The sequence below is a fragment of the Pseudomonas sp. JH-2 genome (genome assembly GCF_036231725.1).
Taxonomy (GTDB): domain Bacteria; phylum Pseudomonadota; class Gammaproteobacteria; order Pseudomonadales; family Pseudomonadaceae; genus Pseudomonas; species Pseudomonas delhiensis.
On sequence record NZ_JAZAQP010000011.1, the window covers coordinates 1 to 19,468 of the forward strand.

Sequence of the window (19,468 nt, forward strand, 5' to 3'; positions counted from 1 at the left end):
AGTCCTGGGTGCGCTTGGCCAGGTTGCGCACTTCGTCGGCCACCACCGCGAAGCCGCGCCCGGCGTCGCCGGCGCGGGCCGCCTCGATGGCGGCGTTGAGCGCCAGCAGGTTGGTCTGCTCGGCGATGGCGCGGATCACCTCCAGCACCGAGCCGATCTGCTCGCTGCTGGCCGCCAGGCCCTCGACCTGGATCATCGCCTGGCTCATGTCGCGGGCCAGTTCGTCGATGGCGCGGGTGGTCTGGTCGATCACCGCCAGGCCGTCCTGGGTGGCGCCGTCGGCGCCGCGGGCGGCATCGGCGGCTTGCGCGGCGCTGTTGGCCACGTCGTGGGCGGTGGCGCTCATTTCCTGGGAGGCGGTGGCCACCTGCTCGATCTCGCGGAACTGCTGCTGCATCCCGGCGCTGGTCTGGGTGGACAGCGCGGCGGACTGGTCGGCGGTGGCGCGGGCGTCCTGCACCGAGGCCTTCACGTCGCGGATGATCGGCTGCAGCTTGTCGAGGAAGCGGTTGAACCAGCCGGCCAGCTCGCCCAATTCGTCCTGACCCTGGTACTTCAGGCGTTGGGTCAGGTCGCCCTCGCCGCTGGCGATGTCGCGCAGCATGCCGGCCACGCCGAGGATCGGGCGGGTCACGCCGCGGGCGGTCAGCCACAGCAACAGCAGCACCACCAGCGCCAGGCCGACGCCGAAGGCGGTTTCCCAGAGCGCGCCGCTGAGGTTGCGCGCGTCCAGCTCGCCCTGCAGCTTCAGCGACGGCTCCAGCAGCACCTGGCGCGGCACTTCCAGCAGCACGCCCCAGTTCTTCGAATCCGGAATGGCCTGCAGCGGCTCGACCACCTGCAGCCGGTCCTCGCCCATCAGCGCCCGGGGCGCGCCGGCGGCCTGCACGCCGAGGATCTCGGCGGCGTTGGCCACGGACTTGGCCAGCGGCTGGCCGAGCTGGTTGGCGTCCTGGCTGTCGCCGGCCAGCAGCCCGGCCGGGCTGAGGACGCGGATGCTGCCCTGGCCGGCGTAGAGGTCACGGTCGCCATCCAGCGCCAGTTGCTGCAGGCGGCTGAGGCTGATGTCGGCACCCACCACCGCCAGCAGCTTGCCGTTCTCCAGCAGCGGGAACACCACGGTGGTCATCAGCACGCGCTGGCCCGAGGCGTCGTCGAAATACGGGTTGAGCACGCAGGGCCTGAGGTTCTGTTTCGGGCACTGGTACCAGGTGTTGAAGGGCGAGCCGTCGAGCATCGCGGTGGTGTCGGCGATCATCGCCTCGGTCACCGCCAGGCTGCTGTCGCCGCTGGCCTTCTGCGCCCAGTAGGCGCCGAAGCGGCCCTTCTCGCTGCTGCCCAGGGCCTGCTGGCCGGCGAAACGGGCGTCCTGGCCGTCCAGGGCGTCGGGTTCGAACACCACGTAGAGGCTGAGCAGCGTCGGGTTGGACTTCAGCCCATCGTGCACCAGCTTCACCAGGTCCTCGCGCAGCACCTGCGCATCCACGCCATGCCCGGCGCTCTGCGCGCGCAACTGGGCGACCTGGCGACTGAACTGGTCACCGAAGTGGTAGACGTCGGTGAAGAAGCGCTGGATGGTCTCCGCCTGCTGCTCGGCCCGCGCCTGCATGCGCGCCTGGGCCGCGTCCTCGAGCATCTGCGCGTTGGCCGTCTTCACCAGCTGCAGGTTGTGGTTCATGCGGTACAGCGAGCTGCCGACCAGCAACGCCACGGTGCACAACAGGCAGAGGCCGGCCAGCAGGGTGATCTTCCACTGGATCGAAAGGCGCGTCAGGAACATGGGTGGGAGTCCTTGGAACGTGGGAGTGCCCCAGGCTATCGGCCTGGCGGGGAATTTCTGGAGGCGTCGGGCCAGTCGTTTTCCTGCTGCATCAGCGCGCGGTACTGGCCGGGGGTGGAGCCGGTCCACTTGCGGAAGGCCTTGTAGAAGGCGCTGGTGTCGGCGAAGCCGAGCGCCTCGGCCAGTTCGGCGAAGTTGCCCTCGCCGGCGTCCAGCCGGGCGATGGCCAGGTCGCGGCGCAGCTGGTCCTTCAGCGCCTGGTACGACTGGCCCTCGGCGGCCAGCTTGCGGCGCAGGGTGGACGAGGCCATGTAGAAGTGGCTGCCCAGGGCTTCCAGGTCCGGCCAGCGCTCGCAGCGCTGGCTGCGCAGGTAGGCCTTGATGCGCGCGGCCAGGCTCTGCGGGTCGCGGTAGCGCACCAGGATGTTCGCCGGGGCGCCGGCGAGGAAGCGGCGCAGCTCGCGCTCGTCACGGCGCACCGGCAGGGCCAGCGCCTCGGCGTTGAACAGCAGGCGCGTCTGGCGGCGGGCGAAGCGCAGGTTGTCGCTGAACATCACCCGGTAGTCCTCGATGTAGTCCGGCTGCGGGCAGCGCAGGTCGAGGGCGAGGATGGGGATGCGCCGGCCCACCAGCCAGCAGGCCAGGCCGTGGACCATCAGGTACAGGGTGAAGTAGCAGAAGGCCCGCTGCGGCGGCGCCGCACCCTCGTCGAGCTGGATCGCCGCCACCCCGTCCTGGCTGACCAGGCGCGGCTGCAGGCCGTCCAGCACCAGGCCGAGGAAGGCCAGCGCGCGTTCCAGCGCCGCCTCGAGGCTCGCCTCGTGGATGGCGGTGCGGGCCATGAAGTTGAAGCTGCCGGACTTCATGCGCCGGGGGTTCATGGCGAAGAACTCGTCGTCCAGCTGCCGCGCCAGGCGCAGCCAGAGCCGCGAGTAGGCCTGGATGGGCACCCGCGCGTAGGGCTTGCCGGGCAGCTCGGCAGCGATGCCCGCCGCGGCCAGCAGCGCGGACGCGTCGAGGCCCTGGCGGACGGGTTCGGCCAGGGCCTCGTTGACCAGGCGGATGGAGATGGTGCCCTTTTCTACCGGCATGCCGCCTCGCGCTCGTCAGCCATTGCCCCTGCGCAGTTCCTCGATGCTGATCTCGCGCATGCGGAACTTCTGGATCTTGCCGGTCACCGTCATCGGGAAGTCGTCGCAGAAGCGGAAGTAGCGCGGCACCTTGAAGTGGGCGATGCGCGCCTTGCAGAAGGCCCGCAGCTCCTCCTCGTCGACGCCGTGGCCGGGGTGGAACTTGACCCAGGCCACCAGTTCCTCGCCGTACTTCTCGTCGGGGATGCCGATCACCTGGGCGTCGGCCACCGCGTGGTGGGTGTAGAGGAATTCCTCGATCTCCCGCGGGTAGATGTTCTCGCCGCCGCGGATGATCATGTCCTTGCTGCGCCCGACGATGCGCACGTTGCCCGCCTCGTCCATCACCGCCAGGTCGCCGGTGAGCATCCAGCGCGCCGGGCTGATGGCCTCGGCCGTGGCCTGGGGGTTGTTCCAGTAGCCGAGCATGACGCTGTAGCCGCGGGTGCACAGCTCGCCGATGGTGCCGCGCGGGACGATGCGGCCGTCGCCGTCGATGATCTTGCTCTCCAGGTGCGGCTGGGTGCGGCCGACGGTGGTCACGCGGATTTCCAGCTCGTCGTCCGGGCCGGTCTGCAGCGACACCGGGCTGGTCTCGGTCATGCCGTAGGCGATCTGCACCTGCGCCATGTGCATTTCGCTGATGACCCGGCGCATCACCTCGATCGGGCAGGTGGCGCCGGCCATGATCCCGGTGCGCAGGCTGGACAGGTCGAATTCCGCGCGGCGCGGGTGGTCCAGCTCGGCGATGAACATGGTGGGCACGCCGTAGAGCGCGGTGGCGCGTTCCTCCGACACCGCGGCCAGGGTGGCCTCGGGCTCGAAGCTGGGCGCCGGGTAGATCATGGTGGAACCGTGGGTGAGGCAGCCGAGGTTGCCCATCACCATGCCGAAGCAGTGGTACAGCGGCACCGGGATCACCAGGCGGTCGTGCTCGGTGAGGCCGATGCTTTCGCCGACCATCAGGCCGTTGTTGAGGATGTTGTAGTGGCTGAGGGTGGCGCCCTTGGGGAAGCCGGTGGTGCCGGAGGTGTACTGGATGTTGATCGGCTCGTCGAACTGCAGCAGCGCCTGGCGCTGGGCCAGTTCCTCGGCGGAGACGGCGGCGCCGATACCCTCCAGCTGGTCCCAGCGCAGGAAGCCGGCGGGGGCCTGGGCGGCCAGGCTGATCACCCCGCTCAGCTCCGGCAGGCGCGCGCTGTTCAACTCGCCCGGGCGGCAGTCGCGCAGCTCCGGCAGCAGCTCGGCGAGCATGCCGTGGTAGTCGGAGGTCTTGAAGGCGTCGGCGCACACCAGCCAGCGGCAGCCGGACTGCTTCAGCGCATATTCCAGCTCGTTGGCGCGGTAGGCCGGGTTGATGTTGACCAGCACGGCGCCGACCTTGGCGCTGGCGAACTGGGTGATGCACCACTGCGCGCAGTTCGGCGCCCAGATGCCCAGGCGGTCGCCCTGGCGCAGGCCCAGGGCGAGGAAGGCGCGGGCTGTGGCATCGACCGCCGCGGCCAGCTCGGCCCAGGTGTAGCGCAGGTTCTGGTGCCGCACCACCAGCGCCTCGCGGTCGGCGAAACGGCTGGCGGTGTCGTCGAAGGCAGCGCCTATGGTCATGGCCAGCAGCGGCTTGTCCTGGCGGCCACGGGTGTAGCTCGGGTGGTTCATGGCGTTCCCTTGTTGTGCTTGTTCTGGGACTGGGCTCGCGGCCGGGCCCACAGGCATGGGCATGACCGGCCGGTCGACGGCTCGCGGACCATCTTTACGTTAACGTAAAGGTAAACGCAAGTCCGCATTCCGCCCCGTTCTCTACAGCTTAGCCAGTCAAGCTTCATGCCACAGAAGTCGAACGCCTTGTGAATCAGACACTTGGAATATTCCGACAGCCGACACCCGGGCTGCGCATTCGCATTTCGCAACACTTGGCGAGACACTTTCTCATTCCCGCCGTTGCGCTTTCAAAGTGATACACGCACTTGTACGCGCAAGCCCTTGAAATTCTTTCCCCCGGGCCGCCGTCGGGCTGATGCGCGGTCACCGGTCATGGATTAGAATTCTGGGAAATTGCCTACACGGATGTAGACCCTCCCACTTGTGCGAATCACATCCATGAACACTCGTCGTTCGATCCTCGGCCTGCTCTTCGCCTGCACTGCCGCCCTCGCCCTGCCCTCCCTCGCCGCCAGCAAGGCGGAAGTCACCCCCGGCCAACTGGTCCTGGCCTCCGGCAGCGCCCTGGTGGTGGACCTGAATTCCGACAAGGTGGTCTATTCCAGCAACCCCGAGGTGGTCCGCCCGATCGCCTCGGTGACCAAGCTGATGACCGCCATGGTGGTGCTCGACGCCAAGCTGCCGCTGGACGAGCAGATCGACGTGGACATTTCCGAGACCGCCGAGATGAAGGGCGTGTTCTCCCGCGTGCACCTGGGCAGCCGCATCGACCGCCGGCAGATGCTGCTGCTGGCGCTGATGTCCTCGGAGAACCGCGCCGCCGCCAGCCTGGCCCACCACTACCCGGGCGGCAGCGTGGCCTTCGTCAAGGCGATGAACGCCAAGGCGAAGTCCCTGGGCATGCTGCACACCCACTACGTGGAGCCCACCGGCCTGTCGATCGAGAACACCTCCACCGCCCACGACCTGATCCGCCTGGTCAAGGCCGCCTACCAGTACCCGCTGATCCGCGAGCTGAGCACCACCGCGACCAAGGACGCGCGCTTCACCCACCCCAGCTACGCGCTGAGCTTCTTCAACACCAACCCGCTGGTGCGCGCCGGCAAGTGGGACATCCGCCTGACCAAGACCGGCTTCACCAACCAGGCCGGGCACTGCCTGGTGATGGTCACGGTGATGAACGGCCGCCCGGTGGCCCTGGCGCTGCTCGACGCCTTCGGCAAGCGCACCCACGTGGCCGACGCCGCGCGCATCCGCCGCTGGGTGGAAACCGGCAAGGCCTCGCCGGTGCCGGCGGTGGCGCTGCGCTACAAGCAGGCGAAGCAGACGCAGGGGATGCAGGCGGCGGAGTGATGGTGTTTCCCGGGGGCTTGGGTGTCCGGAGTTGAGAGCCCCTCTCCCTAACCCTCTCCCTGAAGGGAGAGGGGACTGTTCGGTGTGCTTGGATGCTCATGAGTCAGCCGGCAATCACTGAGGAGCGCAGGCACGGATTGGCTTGGTGTAGGAGCGAGCTTGCTCGCGAACGGGGTTTCCCGGCACTTCGGTGCCAAGGCTGAGAGCGCCCTCTCCCTAACCCTCTCCCTGAAGGGAGAGGGGACCGTTGGGCAGGGTTTGCTGTCATGGCGTTAGCCGGCAACGCCGGAGGTTTCCGGCTGAAACCATTCCTTCTCTCGGCACGGACTAGCCCCCTCTCCCTTCAGGGAGAGGGCTGGGGAGAGGGTTGCGGACTCCCCTGCCACACCAGAGCCCAACCCATACTCCGCCCTTCCCTACTGACCCACCCAGCACATCCCGGTACAGTGCCCGCTCAAAGCCCCCAAGCACCAGGCCGCCCATGCACGACACCTACTCCCTCACGGACTACCAGAGCGTCCGCCAGTTGGCGATCCGCTCGCTGTTCGAGATCTTCGAGCAGTTCAGCGAGGGCACCGTGATCGTCGACCGCGACGCGCGCATCGTCTGGATCAACCAGCGCTACGCCCAGCGCTTCGGCCTGGACGGGGCCGAGCAGGCCATCGGCCGCCCGGTGGAGAGCGTGATCCCCGGCAGCCTGATGCGCGAGGTGGTGCGCAGCGGCCGGCCGATGCTGCTGGACATCCTCGACATGCCGCGCGACCCGCTGGTGGTGATGCGCATGCCGATCCGCGACGACGCCGGGCAGGTCATCGGCGCCATCGGCTTCGCCCTGTTCGACGAGCTGCGCTCGCTGTCGCCGCTGCTCACGCGCTACCAGCGCATGCGCCAGGAGCTGGCCTCCACCCGCTCGCTGCTGCAGGCGCGCCAGGCCAAGTACAGCCTGGCGCACTTCATCGGCAACGGCAGCGCCAGCCTGGAGGTCAAGCGCCGCGCCCGCCGGGCCGCGGCCAGCGAGGCGCCGGTGTTGCTGCTGGGCGAGACCGGCACCGGCAAGGAGCTGCTCGCCCACGCCATCCACAGCGCCTCGGCGCGGGCCGGCAAGGCCTTCGTCAGCATCAACGCCGCGGCCATCCCGGAAACCCTGCTGGAGGCGGAGTTCTTCGGCACCGCGCCGGGCGCCTTCACCGGCGCCGACCGCAAGGGGCGGCCGGGCAAGCTGCAGATCGCCCAGGGCGGCACCCTGTTCCTCGACGAGATCGGCGACATGCCCCTGCCGCTGCAGAGCAAGCTGCTGCGCGTGCTGCAGGAGAAGGAATTCGAGCCGGTGGGCTCCAACGAGGTGCTGCGCAGCGACGTGCGGCTGATCGCGGCCACCTCCATCGACCTGGACAAGGCCGTGCGCGAGGGCCGCTTCCGCGCCGACCTGTACTACCGCATCAACGTGGTGCCGATCGTCATCCCGCCGCTGCGCGAGCGCCTGGAAGACCTGCCGGCGCTGTGCGAGGCGATCCTCGACGACCTGCGCGAGGACAAGCACGCGCTCTACGAACTGGGCGCCGACGCCCTCGACCTGCTGCGCCGCCACGCCTGGCCCGGCAACGTGCGCGAGCTGCGCAACCTGCTGGAGCGCAGCGTGCTGCTCAACGACCGCACGCAGCTGGACGCCCAGGCCCTGCATGCGGCCCTGGGCCCGTTGCAGGCCCCACCTGCGCCGGCGGGCGGCAGCCGCGCCAGCCTGGCCGAGGGGCAGGACTTCCACTCGGCCCGGGCGGCCTTCGAGCGCGAGCTGATTGGCAACGTGCTGGCCGAACACGCCGGCAACGTCGAGGCGGCCGCGCGGCGCCTGGGGCTGGGCCGTTCGACGCTGTACAAGAAGATGGCCGCCCTGGGCCTTCCGTCCTGAAACAGAGACTTTTCTCCATTTAGAGACAACAGCGGTTTTCCTGCGTCTCCAGTCATGACGAAGAGGGTTTTGTCCACGAATAGAGACAGAACTCATCGCGCGGGCATGTAAATATCAAATAAATTCCTTTTAAATCAGCAAGTTAACTACCTGGCACGGTTCTCGCTATCCGGCTTGCGCGGCTACCCGCCGCACGCCGACATAACAACAACCAACGTGTCGCGCACGAACGCCATCCACGGGGCCCACGGCCCGCCCCGGTTCGCCGCCGCGCCACGCCAGGAGTACTTCCGACCATGAGCAGCACCCCGCTCAAGCATGCCGCCGCCCTCGCCACCCTGGGCACCTCCCTCGGTATCACCCTGCCCGCCCAGGCCGACTTCCTGGCCGACGGCAAGGCCAGCCTGGAACTGCGCAACTTCTACTTCAACCGTGACTTCCGCCAGGATGCCGCGCCCCAGTCGAAACAGGAGGAATGGGCGCAGGGCTTCCTGCTGCGCTACGAATCCGGCTTCACCGAGGGCACCATCGGCGTGGGCGTCGACGCCATCGGCCTGCTCGGCGTCAAGCTCGACTCCAGTCCCGGGCGCGCCGGCTCCGGCCTGCTGCCGCGCGACCGCGAGAAGCTCCACGGCGCCCAGGACGACTACAGCGAACTGGGCCTGACCGCCAAGCTGCGCGCCTCCCACAGTGTGCTCAAGGTCGGCACCCTGCTGCCCAAGCTGCCGACGGTGCTGGCCAACGACTCGCGCCTGCTGCCGCAGACCTTCCAGGGCGCGCACCTGAATTCCACCGAGTTCGCCGGCCTGACCTTCGACGGCGGCCGCCTGCGCCAGGTCAGCCAGCGCGACTCCTCCGACAGCGAGGACATGACCCTCACCACCGGCAACGCCCGCGGCATCACCGCCAGCGCCAGCAGCGACCGCTTCGACTTCGCCGGCCTGAGCTACAAATGGACGCCGCAGCTGACCACCGGCTACAACTACGCCAGGCTCGACGGCCTGTACGACCAGCACATCGTCAACCTGCTGCACGTGCTGCCCATCGCCGAGGGCCAGGCGCTTAAGACCGACCTGCGCTTCGCCCGCTCCAAGGACGACGGCCACAGCAACGTCGACAACCGCGCGTTCGGCGCCATGCTCACCTACAGCCTCGGCGGCCACGCCTTCGGCGCCGGCTACCAGGCGATGCACGGCGACACCGGCTTCGCCTACATCGGCGGCACCGACGCCTTCCTGGTCAACTTCGTGCAGATCGGCGACTTCGCCAACCGCGACGAGAAGTCCTGGCAGCTACGCTACGACTACGACTTCGCCGCCCTCGGCGTGCCCGGCCTGACCTTCATGACGCGCTACCTGTCCGGCGACGACATCGAGCTGGGCGCCGGCAGGCCCGAAGGCAAGGAATGGGAGCGCAACACCGACATCGGCTACGTGGTGCAGAGCGGCCCGCTGAAGAACTTCGGCGTCAAATGGCGCAACGCTACCGTGCGTTCCAGCCATTTCGGCAACGACCTGGACGAGAACCGGCTGATCCTCAGCTACGTGCTGCCGCTCTGGTAAGCGCCGGCCTTTCCCTCGTCACGACAAGAACCAAGCGCGGCCGATGCGCCGCGCGGCTCCAGGAGAACTGCCCATGAGCGTGGTCATCGCCCTCGCCGCCCTAGCCCTGCTGATGCTCGCCGCCTACCGCGGCTACAGCGTCATCCTCTTCGCCCCCATCGCGGCGCTGCTCGCCGTGCTCTTCACCGACCCGTCCGCGGTGGCGCCGGCCTTCACCGGCGTGTTCATGGAGAAGATGGTCGGCTTCGTCAAACTCTACTTCCCGGTGTTCCTGCTCGGCGCCGTGTTCGGCAAGCTCATCGAGCTGTCGGGCTTCTCGCGCTCCATAGTCGCGGCCGCCATCCGCCTGCTCGGCACCCGCCAGGCCATGCTGGTCATCGTGCTGGTGTGCGCGCTGCTCACCTACGGCGGCGTGTCGCTGTTCGTGGTGGTGTTCGCGGTCTACCCCTTCGCCGCCGAGATGTTCCGCCAGAGCGACATCCCCAAGCGGCTGATCCCTGCGACCATCGCCCTGGGCGCCTTCAGCTTCACCATGGACGCCCTGCCCGGCACCCCGCAGATCCAGAACATCATCCCCACCGCCTTCTTCGGCACCAACGGCTGGGCGGCGCCCTGGCTGGGGCTGATCGGCAGCCTGTTCGTGTTCGCCGTGGGCATGCTGTTCCTGCGCCGCCAGGCCAACCGCGCCCACGCCGCCGGCGAAGGCTATGGCCGCGAGCTGCGCAACGAGCCGGAGACCGCCAGCGACATCGCCCTGCCCAACCCACTGCTGGCGCTGTCGCCGCTGGTGCTGGTGGGCGTGGCCAACCTGCTGTTCACCCACTGGATTCCGCAGCTCTACGGCAAGACCCACAGCCTGCAGCTGGCCGGCATGGCCGCGCCGGTGGCCAGCGACGTGAGCAAGCTCACCGGCATCTGGGCGGTGCAGGCGGCGCTGCTGCTGGGCATCCTGTTGGTGCTGGCCAGCAGCTACCGGGTGATCCGCAGCCGCCTGGCCGAGGGCAGCAAGACCGCGGTCTCCGGCGCCCTGCTGGCGGCGATGAACACCGCCTCGGAATACGGCTTCGGCGCGGTCATCGCCTCGCTGCCGGGCTTCCTGGTGCTGGCCGACGCGCTCAAGCGCATCCCCGACCCGCTGGTCAACGAGGCCATCACCGTCACCGCGCTGGCCGGCATCACCGGCTCGGCCTCCGGCGGCATGAGCATCGCCCTGGCGGCCATGTCCGAGCAGTTCATCGCCGCCGCCCACGCCGCCAACATCCCCCTGGAGGTCCTGCACCGCGTCGCCGCCATGGCCAGCGGCGGGATGGACACGCTGCCGCACAACGGCGCGGTCATCACCCTGCTGGCGGTCACCGGGCTGACCCACCGCGAGGCCTACAAGGACATCTTCGCCATCACCCTGATCAAGACCCTGGCGGTATTCGTGGTGATCGCTACCTTCTACGCAACCGGCATCGTCTGACGCCACGCATCACCCGGCGGCCCTTTCCGGGCCGCCACCGGCAGGAGAAACACCCCATGAACCTCAAAGGCAAGATCGCGCTGGTCACCGGCGCCACCAGCGGCATCGGCCTGGGCATCGCCGAGCGCCTGGCCGCGGCCGGCGCCCAGGTGGTGATCAACGGCTTCGGCGACATCGCCGGCGCACTGGCCGAACTGGGCCGCCACGGCACCCGCGTCGGCCACCACCCGGCGGACATGGCCGACCCGGCGCAGATCGCCGAGATGATCGCCTACGTCGAACGCGAGTTCGGCGCCCTGGACATCCTGGTGAACAACGCCGGCATCCAGCACGTGGAGGCCGTGGAAGACTTCCCGGTGGAACGCTGGAACGCCATCATCGCCATCAACCTGTCAGCGGTGTTCCACACCACCCGCCTGGCGCTGCCGGGCATGCGCCGGCGCGGCTGGGGGCGCATCCTCAACATCGCCTCCACCCACGGCCTGGTGGCCTCCGCCGGCAAGAGCGCCTACGTCGCCGCCAAGCACGGGGTGGTCGGCCTGACCAAGAGCGTCGCCCTGGAAACCGCCACCACGCCCATCACCTGCAACGCCATCTGCCCCGGCTGGGTACTGACGCCGCTGGTGCAGCAGCAGATCGACGCCCGCGTAGCCGCCGGCGCCAGCCCCGAGCAGGCGCGCCACGACCTGCTGGCGGAAAAGCAGCCGTCGCTGGAATTCGTCACCCCCGCCCAACTGGGCGAGCTGGCCCTGTTCCTGTGCAGCGAGGCCGCCGCCCAGGTGCGTGGCGCCGCCTGGAACATGGACGGCGGCTGGGTCGCGAAGTAGCGCCGCGCCAGGCGGGGGCCCGTCCCCCGCCCATTCATCGATGGGCTGAAGCCGCCGGAATCCCGTGCCACACTGGCAGGACAAGAAGTGGATGGACGGACGCCCCGATGAAGCCCTTGTGGACCCCCTCCGCCGAACGCATCGCCGCCACCCGGCTGGATGCCTTCCGCCGCCAGGTCAACCAGCGCCATGGCCTGGAACTGGCCGACTACCCTGCCCTGCACGCCTGGAGCGTCGAACACCGCGAGGCCTTCTGGCAGGCCATCGTCGACGACTTCGACGTGCGCTTCCACAGCCCGCCGCGCACGGTGCTCGAAGAAGGCCCGCAAATGCCCGACGCGCGCTGGTTCCCCGGCGCCAGCCTGAACTTCGCCGAACACCTGCTGCGCCGCCGCGACGGGGCCACGGCGGTGGTGGCCATCGGCGAAGACGGCAGCCGCGAAAGCCTCAGCTACGCCGAGCTGGCCGCCCAGGTCGCCGGCCTGCAGCGTGCCCTGCGCGACGCCGGGGTGGGCATGGGCGACCGCGTGGCGGCCTTCATGCCCAACACCTGGCAGACCCTCGTCGGCATGCTCGCCGCCACCAGCCTGGGCGCCACCTGGTCCAGCTGTTCGCCGGACTTCGGCACCCAGGGGGTGATCGACCGCTTCGGCCAGATCGAGCCCAGGGTGCTGATCGCCTGCGCCGGCTACCGCTACGCCGGCAAGGTGCTGGACCTGACCGGCAAGCTCAACGAGATACTGGCGCAGTTGCCGTCGCTGCAAGAGTTGGTGCTGGTGCCTTATGCCCGGCCAGAGGCGCGTGCAACGGATTGCAAATCCGCTGCACGCGTCACCCTGTGGGACGACTTCTACCAGGGCGGCGGCGAACCCGGGTTCACCCCGGTGCCCTTCGCCCACCCGCTGTACATCCTCTACTCCAGCGGCACCACCGGCGTGCCCAAGTGCATCGTCCACGGCACCGGCGGCGTGCTGCTGCAGCACCTGAAGGAGCACGCGCTGCACACCGACCTGCACCCGGGCGACGTGCTCTTCTACTACACCACCTGCGGCTGGATGATGTGGAACTGGCTGGCCTCCGGCCTGGCGGTGGGCGCCCGCCTGGTGCTCTACGACGGCTCGCCCTTCCACCCCGGCCCCGAGCGGCTGGTCGACCTGATCGACGCCGAGGGCATCAACGTCTTCGGCACCAGCGCCAAGTACATCGCGGCGCTGGAGAAGGCCGGCGTGCGCCCGGCGCAGACGCACCACCTGGATAGCCTGCGCACTATGCTCTCCACCGGCTCGCCGCTGGCCCACGAGAGCTTCGACTACGTCTACCGCGACATCAAGGCCGACCTGTGCCTGTCGTCCATCTCCGGCGGCACCGACATCGTCTCCTGCTTCGCCCTGGGCAACCCCACGGCCCCGGTGTGGCGCGGCGAACTGCAGTGCAAGGGGCTGGGCATGGCGGTGGAGGTCTGGGACGACGACGGCAAGCGCCTGCGCAGCGGCAAGGGCGAACTGGTCTGCACCCGGCATTTCCCGTCGATCCCGGTGGGCTTCTGGAACGACCCGCGGGGCGAGAAGTTCCACGACGCCTACTTCGCCACCTTCCCCGGCATCTGGGCCCACGGCGACTACGCCGAGGAAACCGCCCACGGCGGCCTGGTGATCCACGGCCGCTCCGATGCCGTGCTCAACCCCGGCGGCGTGCGCATCGGCACGGCGGAAATCTACCGCCAGGTGGAAAAGGTCGACGAAGTGCTGGAATCCATCGCCATCGGCCAGGACTGGCAAGGCGACGTGCGCGTGGTGCTGTTCGTGCGCCTGCGCGAAGACGTGCAACTGGACGAAGCGCTGCAGGAAAAGATCCGCCGGACCATCCGCGCCAACACCACGCCACGCCACGTGCCGGCGAAGATCATCGCGGTGGCGGACATCCCCCGCACCCTCAGCGGCAAGATAGTGGAGCTGGCGGTGCGCAACGTGGTGCACGGCCGACCGGTGAAGAACACCGACGCCCTGGCCAACCCGCAGGCGCTGGAGCTGTACCGGGACCTCGAAGCGCTGAAGTCATAAGGCGGGCCATGCCTGCCGGTTGCAGATCGGGACCGCGCAAAGGCCGCCTCAGGTGTCTGCAACCCGACGACCGAACAGGGCCCTGGGTGATTTGCCGTAGTAACGGGTGAAGGCAGCGGTGAAATTGTTGGCGTATCCGTAGCCCACCTGCCAGGCGACCTGGGAGACCCGCTCGCCGGTCTCCAGCAAGCTGAGAGCCCTGGTCATGCGCAGCATCAGCAGCAGTGCCGCCGGCGTGGCATCGTACAGGTAGAGCATGCCGTCCTTGAGCTTGTTCCTGTTGATGCCCACGGAGGTGGCCAGGTAATCGAGCGTCAGCGGCTTGTCGAGGTGCTCGTCCATCATCTGCCGCGCTCGCTCGATGCACTCGATATCCGCCGGTGAGAACGGGGACGAAGCGGCGCCATGTTCCGGCAACAGAAGGCTGAACTGTTCGTTGAGCAGGCTGAGGGCGTGGATGTGCAGGTCCAGCCGCGAGAGCTGACTCCGGCAAGGTAGCAGGTGGCTGATCAGCGCATTGGCATGGGCCATCGCCGCCGGCGTGCTGGCCCGGAAAGCCAGGCGGCTGAGTTGCCGGCTGCCGAGGATTTCCGCGGCCCGCTGCGGCCCCAGGTACTTGCCGACCAGGGACTCATGCGCCACCACGCGCAGCTGCGACACGGTTTCATCCGCCTCGTAGCGCCTCTCGCCGGCTATGCCCTGGAATGAAGAGACGGTGGTATAGCCCTTCTGAAATTCCAGGCGGGTGGCGTCTTGCCCTTCGTAGCGGGAGCGACCTTTCATGCCGAGGGTAATGACCATGACCCGCCCCTCGTGCGGCCCGTGGGTTTCCTCGGTCAATGCAATGCCGGGGCGGTAGTGCAGCCTGCCCAGGCCCAGCCCTGGCTCCAGTTCGACAAAATCATGGAAGCAATTACCGATTTCGTCGGGTAGTTGCAGGCGTGTCTTGCCGTCCGCCAGGACGCTGCGGATGCGGGGGGCTTCCAGTGTCAGCCGACAGCGGCTTTTGCGTGCGCTCATCTCTTCCTTCCGCCCCTCCAGATCTTCCGCATAGAAATCCGTGCCTCTCGCATACCTAAAAAGCAATGATTCTCATTAATTTAAGGCATCGCTCCATCGGGGACCAGCATTGCCTCCCCATGAACAAAGCCGAAAAGGAAAACCGATGCCTTCGATTCACAGAGCAGAGGGGCTAGCCATGGCGCCTGAACCCATCGAGAACCTGACGCCCCCTCCTCCTCTCGCCCGACCCCACGTCCTGCAATCCTGCTGGGACATGCAACTGGCCGGCCTGGGTGCCGACGCCTTGCGGGCAGCCCTGGAGGCGAAAATGTTCGTGCAGTTGGACGACTACGTCAGCACGCAACAACTCGCCGAACGCCTGTCGCTGTTGCCCGCCAACGCCGGCTATTTCCTTGAGCTGTTATGGAGCCTGGATGTGCTCGAGCGCAAGTACACGGCCAACGGCGAGGCCACCTACCGCACGCGTACTGAACTGCAACCCTACCTGCATGCGGGCTCGCCCCGTTACTGCGGAGATGCCTTGCTCTATCGCCATCGTGTGCTACGGCAGGCAGGCATGCAGTTGCCCGATCAACTGTGCGAGCGCACGCCACCCTTGCCCGCCCCGGTTGCGCAGCAACAAGGCTGGGCCGAGGCGGCCCGGGTGCAGATTGCCCAGGAGCAGCAGGCGATCACGGTCGAAGTGGCCTGCGCGGTCCTCGGCCAGCAGCCGGAATTCGCCACGGCGCGGCGGATGCTGGACCTGGGCGGCGGCCCCGGCCTGGTGGCGATCGCGCTGGCGAAGCTGCAGCCGGAACTGTCCGGCGCGGTGTTCGAGTACCCGGCTGTCGCGGCGGTGGCGCAGCAGAACATCGAGCATGCCGCCCTTTCCGGCCGTTTGACCGCATGTGGCGGTGACCTGGCGCAGGACGATTTCGGCAGCGGCTACGACCTGATCTGGTGCTCGTCGGTGCTGCATTTCGTGCCGGATGTCCCGGCCACCCTGAACCGCCTGTATACGGCGCTGCGTCCAGGCGGGCTGCTTGTCTGTTGCCATGCCGAGATCGCGGACGCCGCGCGCCAGGCCAGGCCGGTTCTGCAGTATTACCTGCACATGCGCATGCAGGGGCGCCACGTGTGGCACGCTGGGCAGTTGGCAACACAGCTGCAGCGGGTAGGGTTCGACCGGGTCGAGCAACTGGACGACGTCCGCTTTCCGGTAGCCCCCGTTGCCGTTCTGCTTGCCCGCAAAGGGAAGGACCGCCCATGAGCAGGTCCGGGCTGTTCGGCCTGCAGCTGTTGTTCGGCTGGATGAACCTGACGTTGGCGGTGCCCGGCATCTATCTGATGTTCGGCATGCCGCTGGTGATGCGTCAGCACGGCTGGACCGGCACCGAGATCGGATTGTTCCAGCTTGCCGCGCTGCCGGCGATCTTCAAATTCCTGCTTGCCTTACCTGTACAGCGCATACGCCTGGGGCGCGGGCATTTCGTGCACTGGCTGTTGCTGCTCTGTGCGCTGCTGTTGGCGCTGTATTGGCTGATCGGTCGGCACGACCTGATCGGCGATCGCGTAATGCTGTTTGCACTGACCTTCGCCATCAGCATTGCCGCCACCTGGGCCGATATCCCACTGAATGCGCTGGCGGTGCAGTGCCTGCCACGCAGTGAGCAGTTGCGCGCCGGCAGCATCCGTTCTGCCGCGCTGTTCCTGGCTGCCATCCTCGGCGGCGGCATCCTGATCATGGTGCAGTCGCGTCTGGGCTGGCGGGCACCCTTCTGGCTGATGGGCGCAGGTCTGCTGATCGGTGCCTTGCCCTTCCTGTCGCTGCGCGTAAAGGCGGCATTGCCCGCGCAGACAACCTCTGGCGTTGCGCCAGCCCCGAGCGTGAAGGCGGACTGGGCCGGCTTTTTCAGCCAGCCGGGAGCACGGCAATGGACGCTGTTGCTGCTGACCAGTTTCCCCTGCATAGGCGCGGTGTGGCTCTACCTCAAACCGCTGATGCTCGACATGGGCATGCCGCTGGAGCGCGTGGCCCTCATCGTCGGTGTCGTCGGCAGCATGACCGGCGCGCTGTCCAGTCTGCTCGGCGGGCAACTGGTGCCGAGACTGGGCGCTGCACGGGCCATCGCGCTGTACCTATTGGCGGCCCTGTGCGCGCTTGCGCTATTGACGCTCACGGTCTGGGCCGGACTGGGGGCGACCTGGCTGATCGCCAGCGCCATCGGCGTGGCGGCCAGCATGGGAGCCGTCTCGGCACTGATGTTCGGGCTGACGATGTTCTTCACCCGGCGCCAGCGCAACGCCTCGGACTATGGCCTGCAAACCACGGTATTCACCGTCTCGCGCCTGGCTGTGCCGATCGCGGCGGGAGTGCTGCTCGACTGCCTGGGCTACACCGGCATGCTCCTCATGTTGACCCTGGGGGTGCTGTTCTCCTTCGTCCTGGCCTGGCAGGTACGCGGAAAAGTGGAGCGCTCGGCACAGTCGATATTGGCCGAAGAGGCCCACGAACCAGGCGTTGAGCCCTACGTGACCGGGCAACCGACAGCGGAACTGAAGCAAAACTCGAAGGAGCACATATGAAGGGACCACGAGGCCCCATCCCTCGCAGGGGCAAAGGTGCAAGGGCGCTTGGCCGGCGGGCCATGATGGCCTCCGTTCTGATCTCCGCCTTTGCGCCTGATACCCAGGCGGCATTCGCAGCGGATGCCACCAACGCCAAGGAAGAACCCCAGGCCCTACCGGCAATTACCGTCACCGCGGAGAAAATGGAACGACCGCTGGAAGAAGTGCCCGCCAGCGTGGCGGTGATCGATGGCCGGGATGTGGAGCAGTCCGGCATTACCAGCCTCGAGCAACTGGAAGGACGTATTCCCGGCCTGTCATTCCAGCCGTTCGGGCAAGCGGGTATGAACTCGCCTGTCATGCGCGGGCTGACGGCCAACTTCAACAGCTTCTCCACCTCCACTCTGCTGCTGGTCGATGGCGTTCCCACGCTGACGGCGCAGGGGTTCGAGAACGGCATGCTGGATCTGGATCGCATCGAGGTCATTCGCGGTCCGCAATCCACCCTGTATGGCCGCAACGCCGAGGCCGGCGTGATTGCCATCCACAGCCTGCCGATGGACGCCACGCCCAAAGCCAGCGTATCAGCGCAAGCAGGCAGCCGGGATAAGCGGGTCATGCGCTTCGCGCTCAGCCAGCCGCTGGTGGACGACCTGTTATATGCCAGCGTATCGGGCAACTGGTCGAGCCAGGACGGCTTCATCGACAACACCCACACGGGGCACGAAGAGGACGATCGCGAGCAGAACAACCTCAATATGGGGCTGCGCTGGACGCCAGGGGCCTCGACGGATGTGGTCATGCGCTATACGCGTCAGGCGTATGACGATGGCGCATCCCTCTGGGGCTCACCCAGCGCGCCAAGAGCGCAGGTCGCTTCCGGAACGCCGAGCTGGAATCGCTCCGAGGGGCAGGCATTGTCCTTCAATGTCCAGCATGAATTCGCCTCGGGCCTGCGCTTGCATTCGGTGACGGCGTGGAACGACTTCAAGGACCGGATTCAGCAGGACACGGACTTCATGCCGCCCGACGTCTTGCACGTCGGGCGCGATCATCATCTGCGCACGCTATCCCAGGAGTTCCGCCTGGAGGGAAAACTTGGGGAGTCCAGTTGGCTGGTTGGCGTCTATGGCGATCACAGCGACAACGATCTGCACAGCACCAGCAAGACCATGATGGGACTGTCGGACATCCGCGCAGATCAAGAGAGCGATACCGCCGCCCTGTTCACCCACTGGAATCTCCCCTTGTCAGCCAACTGGTCCCTGGATACCGGAGCACGTATCGAGCGCAATGAAGTGGAACTGCATCCGCGAGGGGCTACAAGCCAGGAAAAAGGCTGGACACACGTATCGCCCAAACTCGCACTGCAATACCAGATAACCGCCAATCACCAATGGTATGTGAGTGCCAGCCGGGGCGTGCGCACAGGCGGCTTCAATGTGCTGGCCCCCGCCATGGGTTATCTGCCCTACGACCCGGAGAAGAACTGGTCCTATGAAACCGGCCTCAAGGGCTGGCTTCTCGACAAGCGCATTCGTTATTCGCTGGCCGCCTATGTCATGGACATCGATGACATGCAGGTCATGCAGATGCCCACCGTCGGCATGATGTACATCACCAGCGCCGCAACGGCGACGTCCAAGGGCGTCGAGCTGGATATGGACTACCTGCTCGGCGATGGCTGGCAGCTCAAGAGCGGGCTGGCCTGGAATCGTACGCGCTTCGACCGCTTCCAGGATGGTGCTGCCGACTACGACGGCAAGCACAACCCGTTCGCGCCGGATCTGACCGGGCACATCGGCATCCGCTACGACGCGCCGCAGGGTTGGTACGCACAAGCCAGCGTGACAGGCAGCAGCAAGGTCTACCTGGATGCGGCCAACCAATATGAACGCAATGGTTATGCCCTGGTGAACCTGGTGGCCGGATACCAGCGCGGCAACTGGGAAGTCGCGGCCTATACCGACAACGCCACCGATCAGCGCTACGACGCGGTGGGCTACCAGAACGGCTTCGTCACCGTCTACAGCCCGCCGCGTGAAGCAGGTCTGAGGCTGACGTGGCGCCTGTAGGATGGATGGGTGGACATGGAGCGATACCCACCGCCATGGCCCCGAATGGCATTCCCCGGCAGTAACTGTGCCTCGGGTTGA

Annotated in this window: 11 protein-coding genes and 3 pseudogenes; 9 read left to right on the forward strand and 5 right to left on the reverse strand. The window is 67.4% G+C overall.

The annotated features are described in order from the left end of the window. The 4 genes and pseudogenes from VV867_RS31160 to VV867_RS10185 all read right to left on the reverse strand — a co-directional run. Positions 1-169: pseudogene (locus VV867_RS31160) on the reverse strand (methyl-accepting chemotaxis protein); the annotation flags it as partial. A gap of 378 nt (positions 170-547) precedes the next feature. After that, positions 548-1,780: pseudogene (locus VV867_RS10175) on the reverse strand (cache domain-containing protein); the annotation flags it as partial. Positions 1,781-1,815: 35 nt separating this feature from the next. Further along, positions 1,816-2,871: an AraC family transcriptional regulator gene (locus VV867_RS10180; RefSeq protein ID WP_089394307.1), complete on the reverse strand. Its 1,056-nt coding sequence runs from the start codon at positions 2,869-2,871 to the stop codon at positions 1,816-1,818. Between the two features lie 15 nt (positions 2,872-2,886). Further along, a complete protein-coding gene (locus VV867_RS10185) occupies positions 2,887-4,566 on the reverse strand; it encodes an AMP-binding protein (protein WP_328566280.1) in 1,680 nt (559 codons plus the stop codon). Between the two features lie 441 nt (positions 4,567-5,007). On the opposite strand from VV867_RS10185, the gene pbpG reads away from it, so the two are divergent. From pbpG to VV867_RS10215, 6 genes and pseudogenes are all read left to right on the forward strand, one after another. Further along, complete coding sequence (gene pbpG / locus VV867_RS10190) at positions 5,008-5,922, forward strand: D-alanyl-D-alanine endopeptidase (protein ID WP_109935560.1); 915 nt, start codon at positions 5,008-5,010, stop codon at positions 5,920-5,922. Between the two features lie 481 nt (positions 5,923-6,403). Next, positions 6,404-7,886: pseudogene (locus tag VV867_RS10195) on the forward strand (sigma-54 interaction domain-containing protein). 238 nt (positions 7,887-8,124) lie between these two features. After that, positions 8,125-9,390, forward strand: a complete 1,266-nt coding sequence (locus VV867_RS10200; RefSeq protein WP_328566282.1) for an OprD family porin — start codon at positions 8,125-8,127, stop codon at positions 9,388-9,390. A gap of 73 nt (positions 9,391-9,463) precedes the next feature. Further along, positions 9,464-10,855, forward strand: a complete 1,392-nt coding sequence (locus VV867_RS10205) for a GntP family permease (RefSeq protein WP_328566283.1) — start codon at positions 9,464-9,466, stop codon at positions 10,853-10,855. A 56-nt stretch (positions 10,856-10,911) separates the two neighbouring features. Then, positions 10,912-11,682: a 3-hydroxybutyrate dehydrogenase gene (locus tag VV867_RS10210; RefSeq protein WP_328566284.1), complete on the forward strand. Its 771-nt coding sequence runs from the start codon at positions 10,912-10,914 to the stop codon at positions 11,680-11,682. A gap of 107 nt (positions 11,683-11,789) precedes the next feature. Further along, positions 11,790-13,742, forward strand: coding sequence for an acetoacetate--CoA ligase (locus VV867_RS10215; protein WP_328566285.1), 1,953 nt, complete (start codon positions 11,790-11,792; stop codon positions 13,740-13,742). Positions 13,743-13,790: 48 nt separating this feature from the next. On the opposite strand, the gene VV867_RS10220 is transcribed toward VV867_RS10215, so the two are convergent. Continuing rightward, positions 13,791-14,762 carry an AraC family transcriptional regulator gene (locus VV867_RS10220; protein WP_328566286.1) on the reverse strand — a complete coding sequence of 324 codons (972 nt, stop codon included), beginning with the start codon at positions 14,760-14,762 and terminating at the stop codon, positions 13,791-13,793. Between the two features lie 178 nt (positions 14,763-14,940). Between VV867_RS10220 and VV867_RS10225 the strand changes: the two genes are divergently transcribed. The 3 genes from VV867_RS10225 (at position 14,941) to VV867_RS10235 (ending at position 19,387) form a co-directional block, all read left to right on the forward strand. Further along, positions 14,941-16,014 (forward strand): class I SAM-dependent methyltransferase, encoded by a 1,074-nt coding sequence (locus tag VV867_RS10225; protein ID WP_109935823.1) that lies wholly within the window; start codon positions 14,941-14,943, stop codon positions 16,012-16,014. Continuing rightward, on the forward strand, positions 16,011-17,330 hold the full coding sequence (locus tag VV867_RS10230) for an MFS transporter (protein WP_328566287.1): 1,320 nt from the start codon (positions 16,011-16,013) through the stop codon (positions 17,328-17,330). The genes VV867_RS10225 and VV867_RS10230 overlap by 4 nt, the downstream gene beginning before the upstream one ends. A gap of 62 nt (positions 17,331-17,392) precedes the next feature. Beyond that, positions 17,393-19,387 carry a TonB-dependent receptor gene (locus VV867_RS10235; RefSeq protein WP_328566288.1) on the forward strand — a complete coding sequence of 665 codons (1,995 nt, stop codon included), beginning with the start codon at positions 17,393-17,395 and terminating at the stop codon, positions 19,385-19,387. The last annotated feature ends 81 nt before the right edge of the window (positions 19,388-19,468 follow it).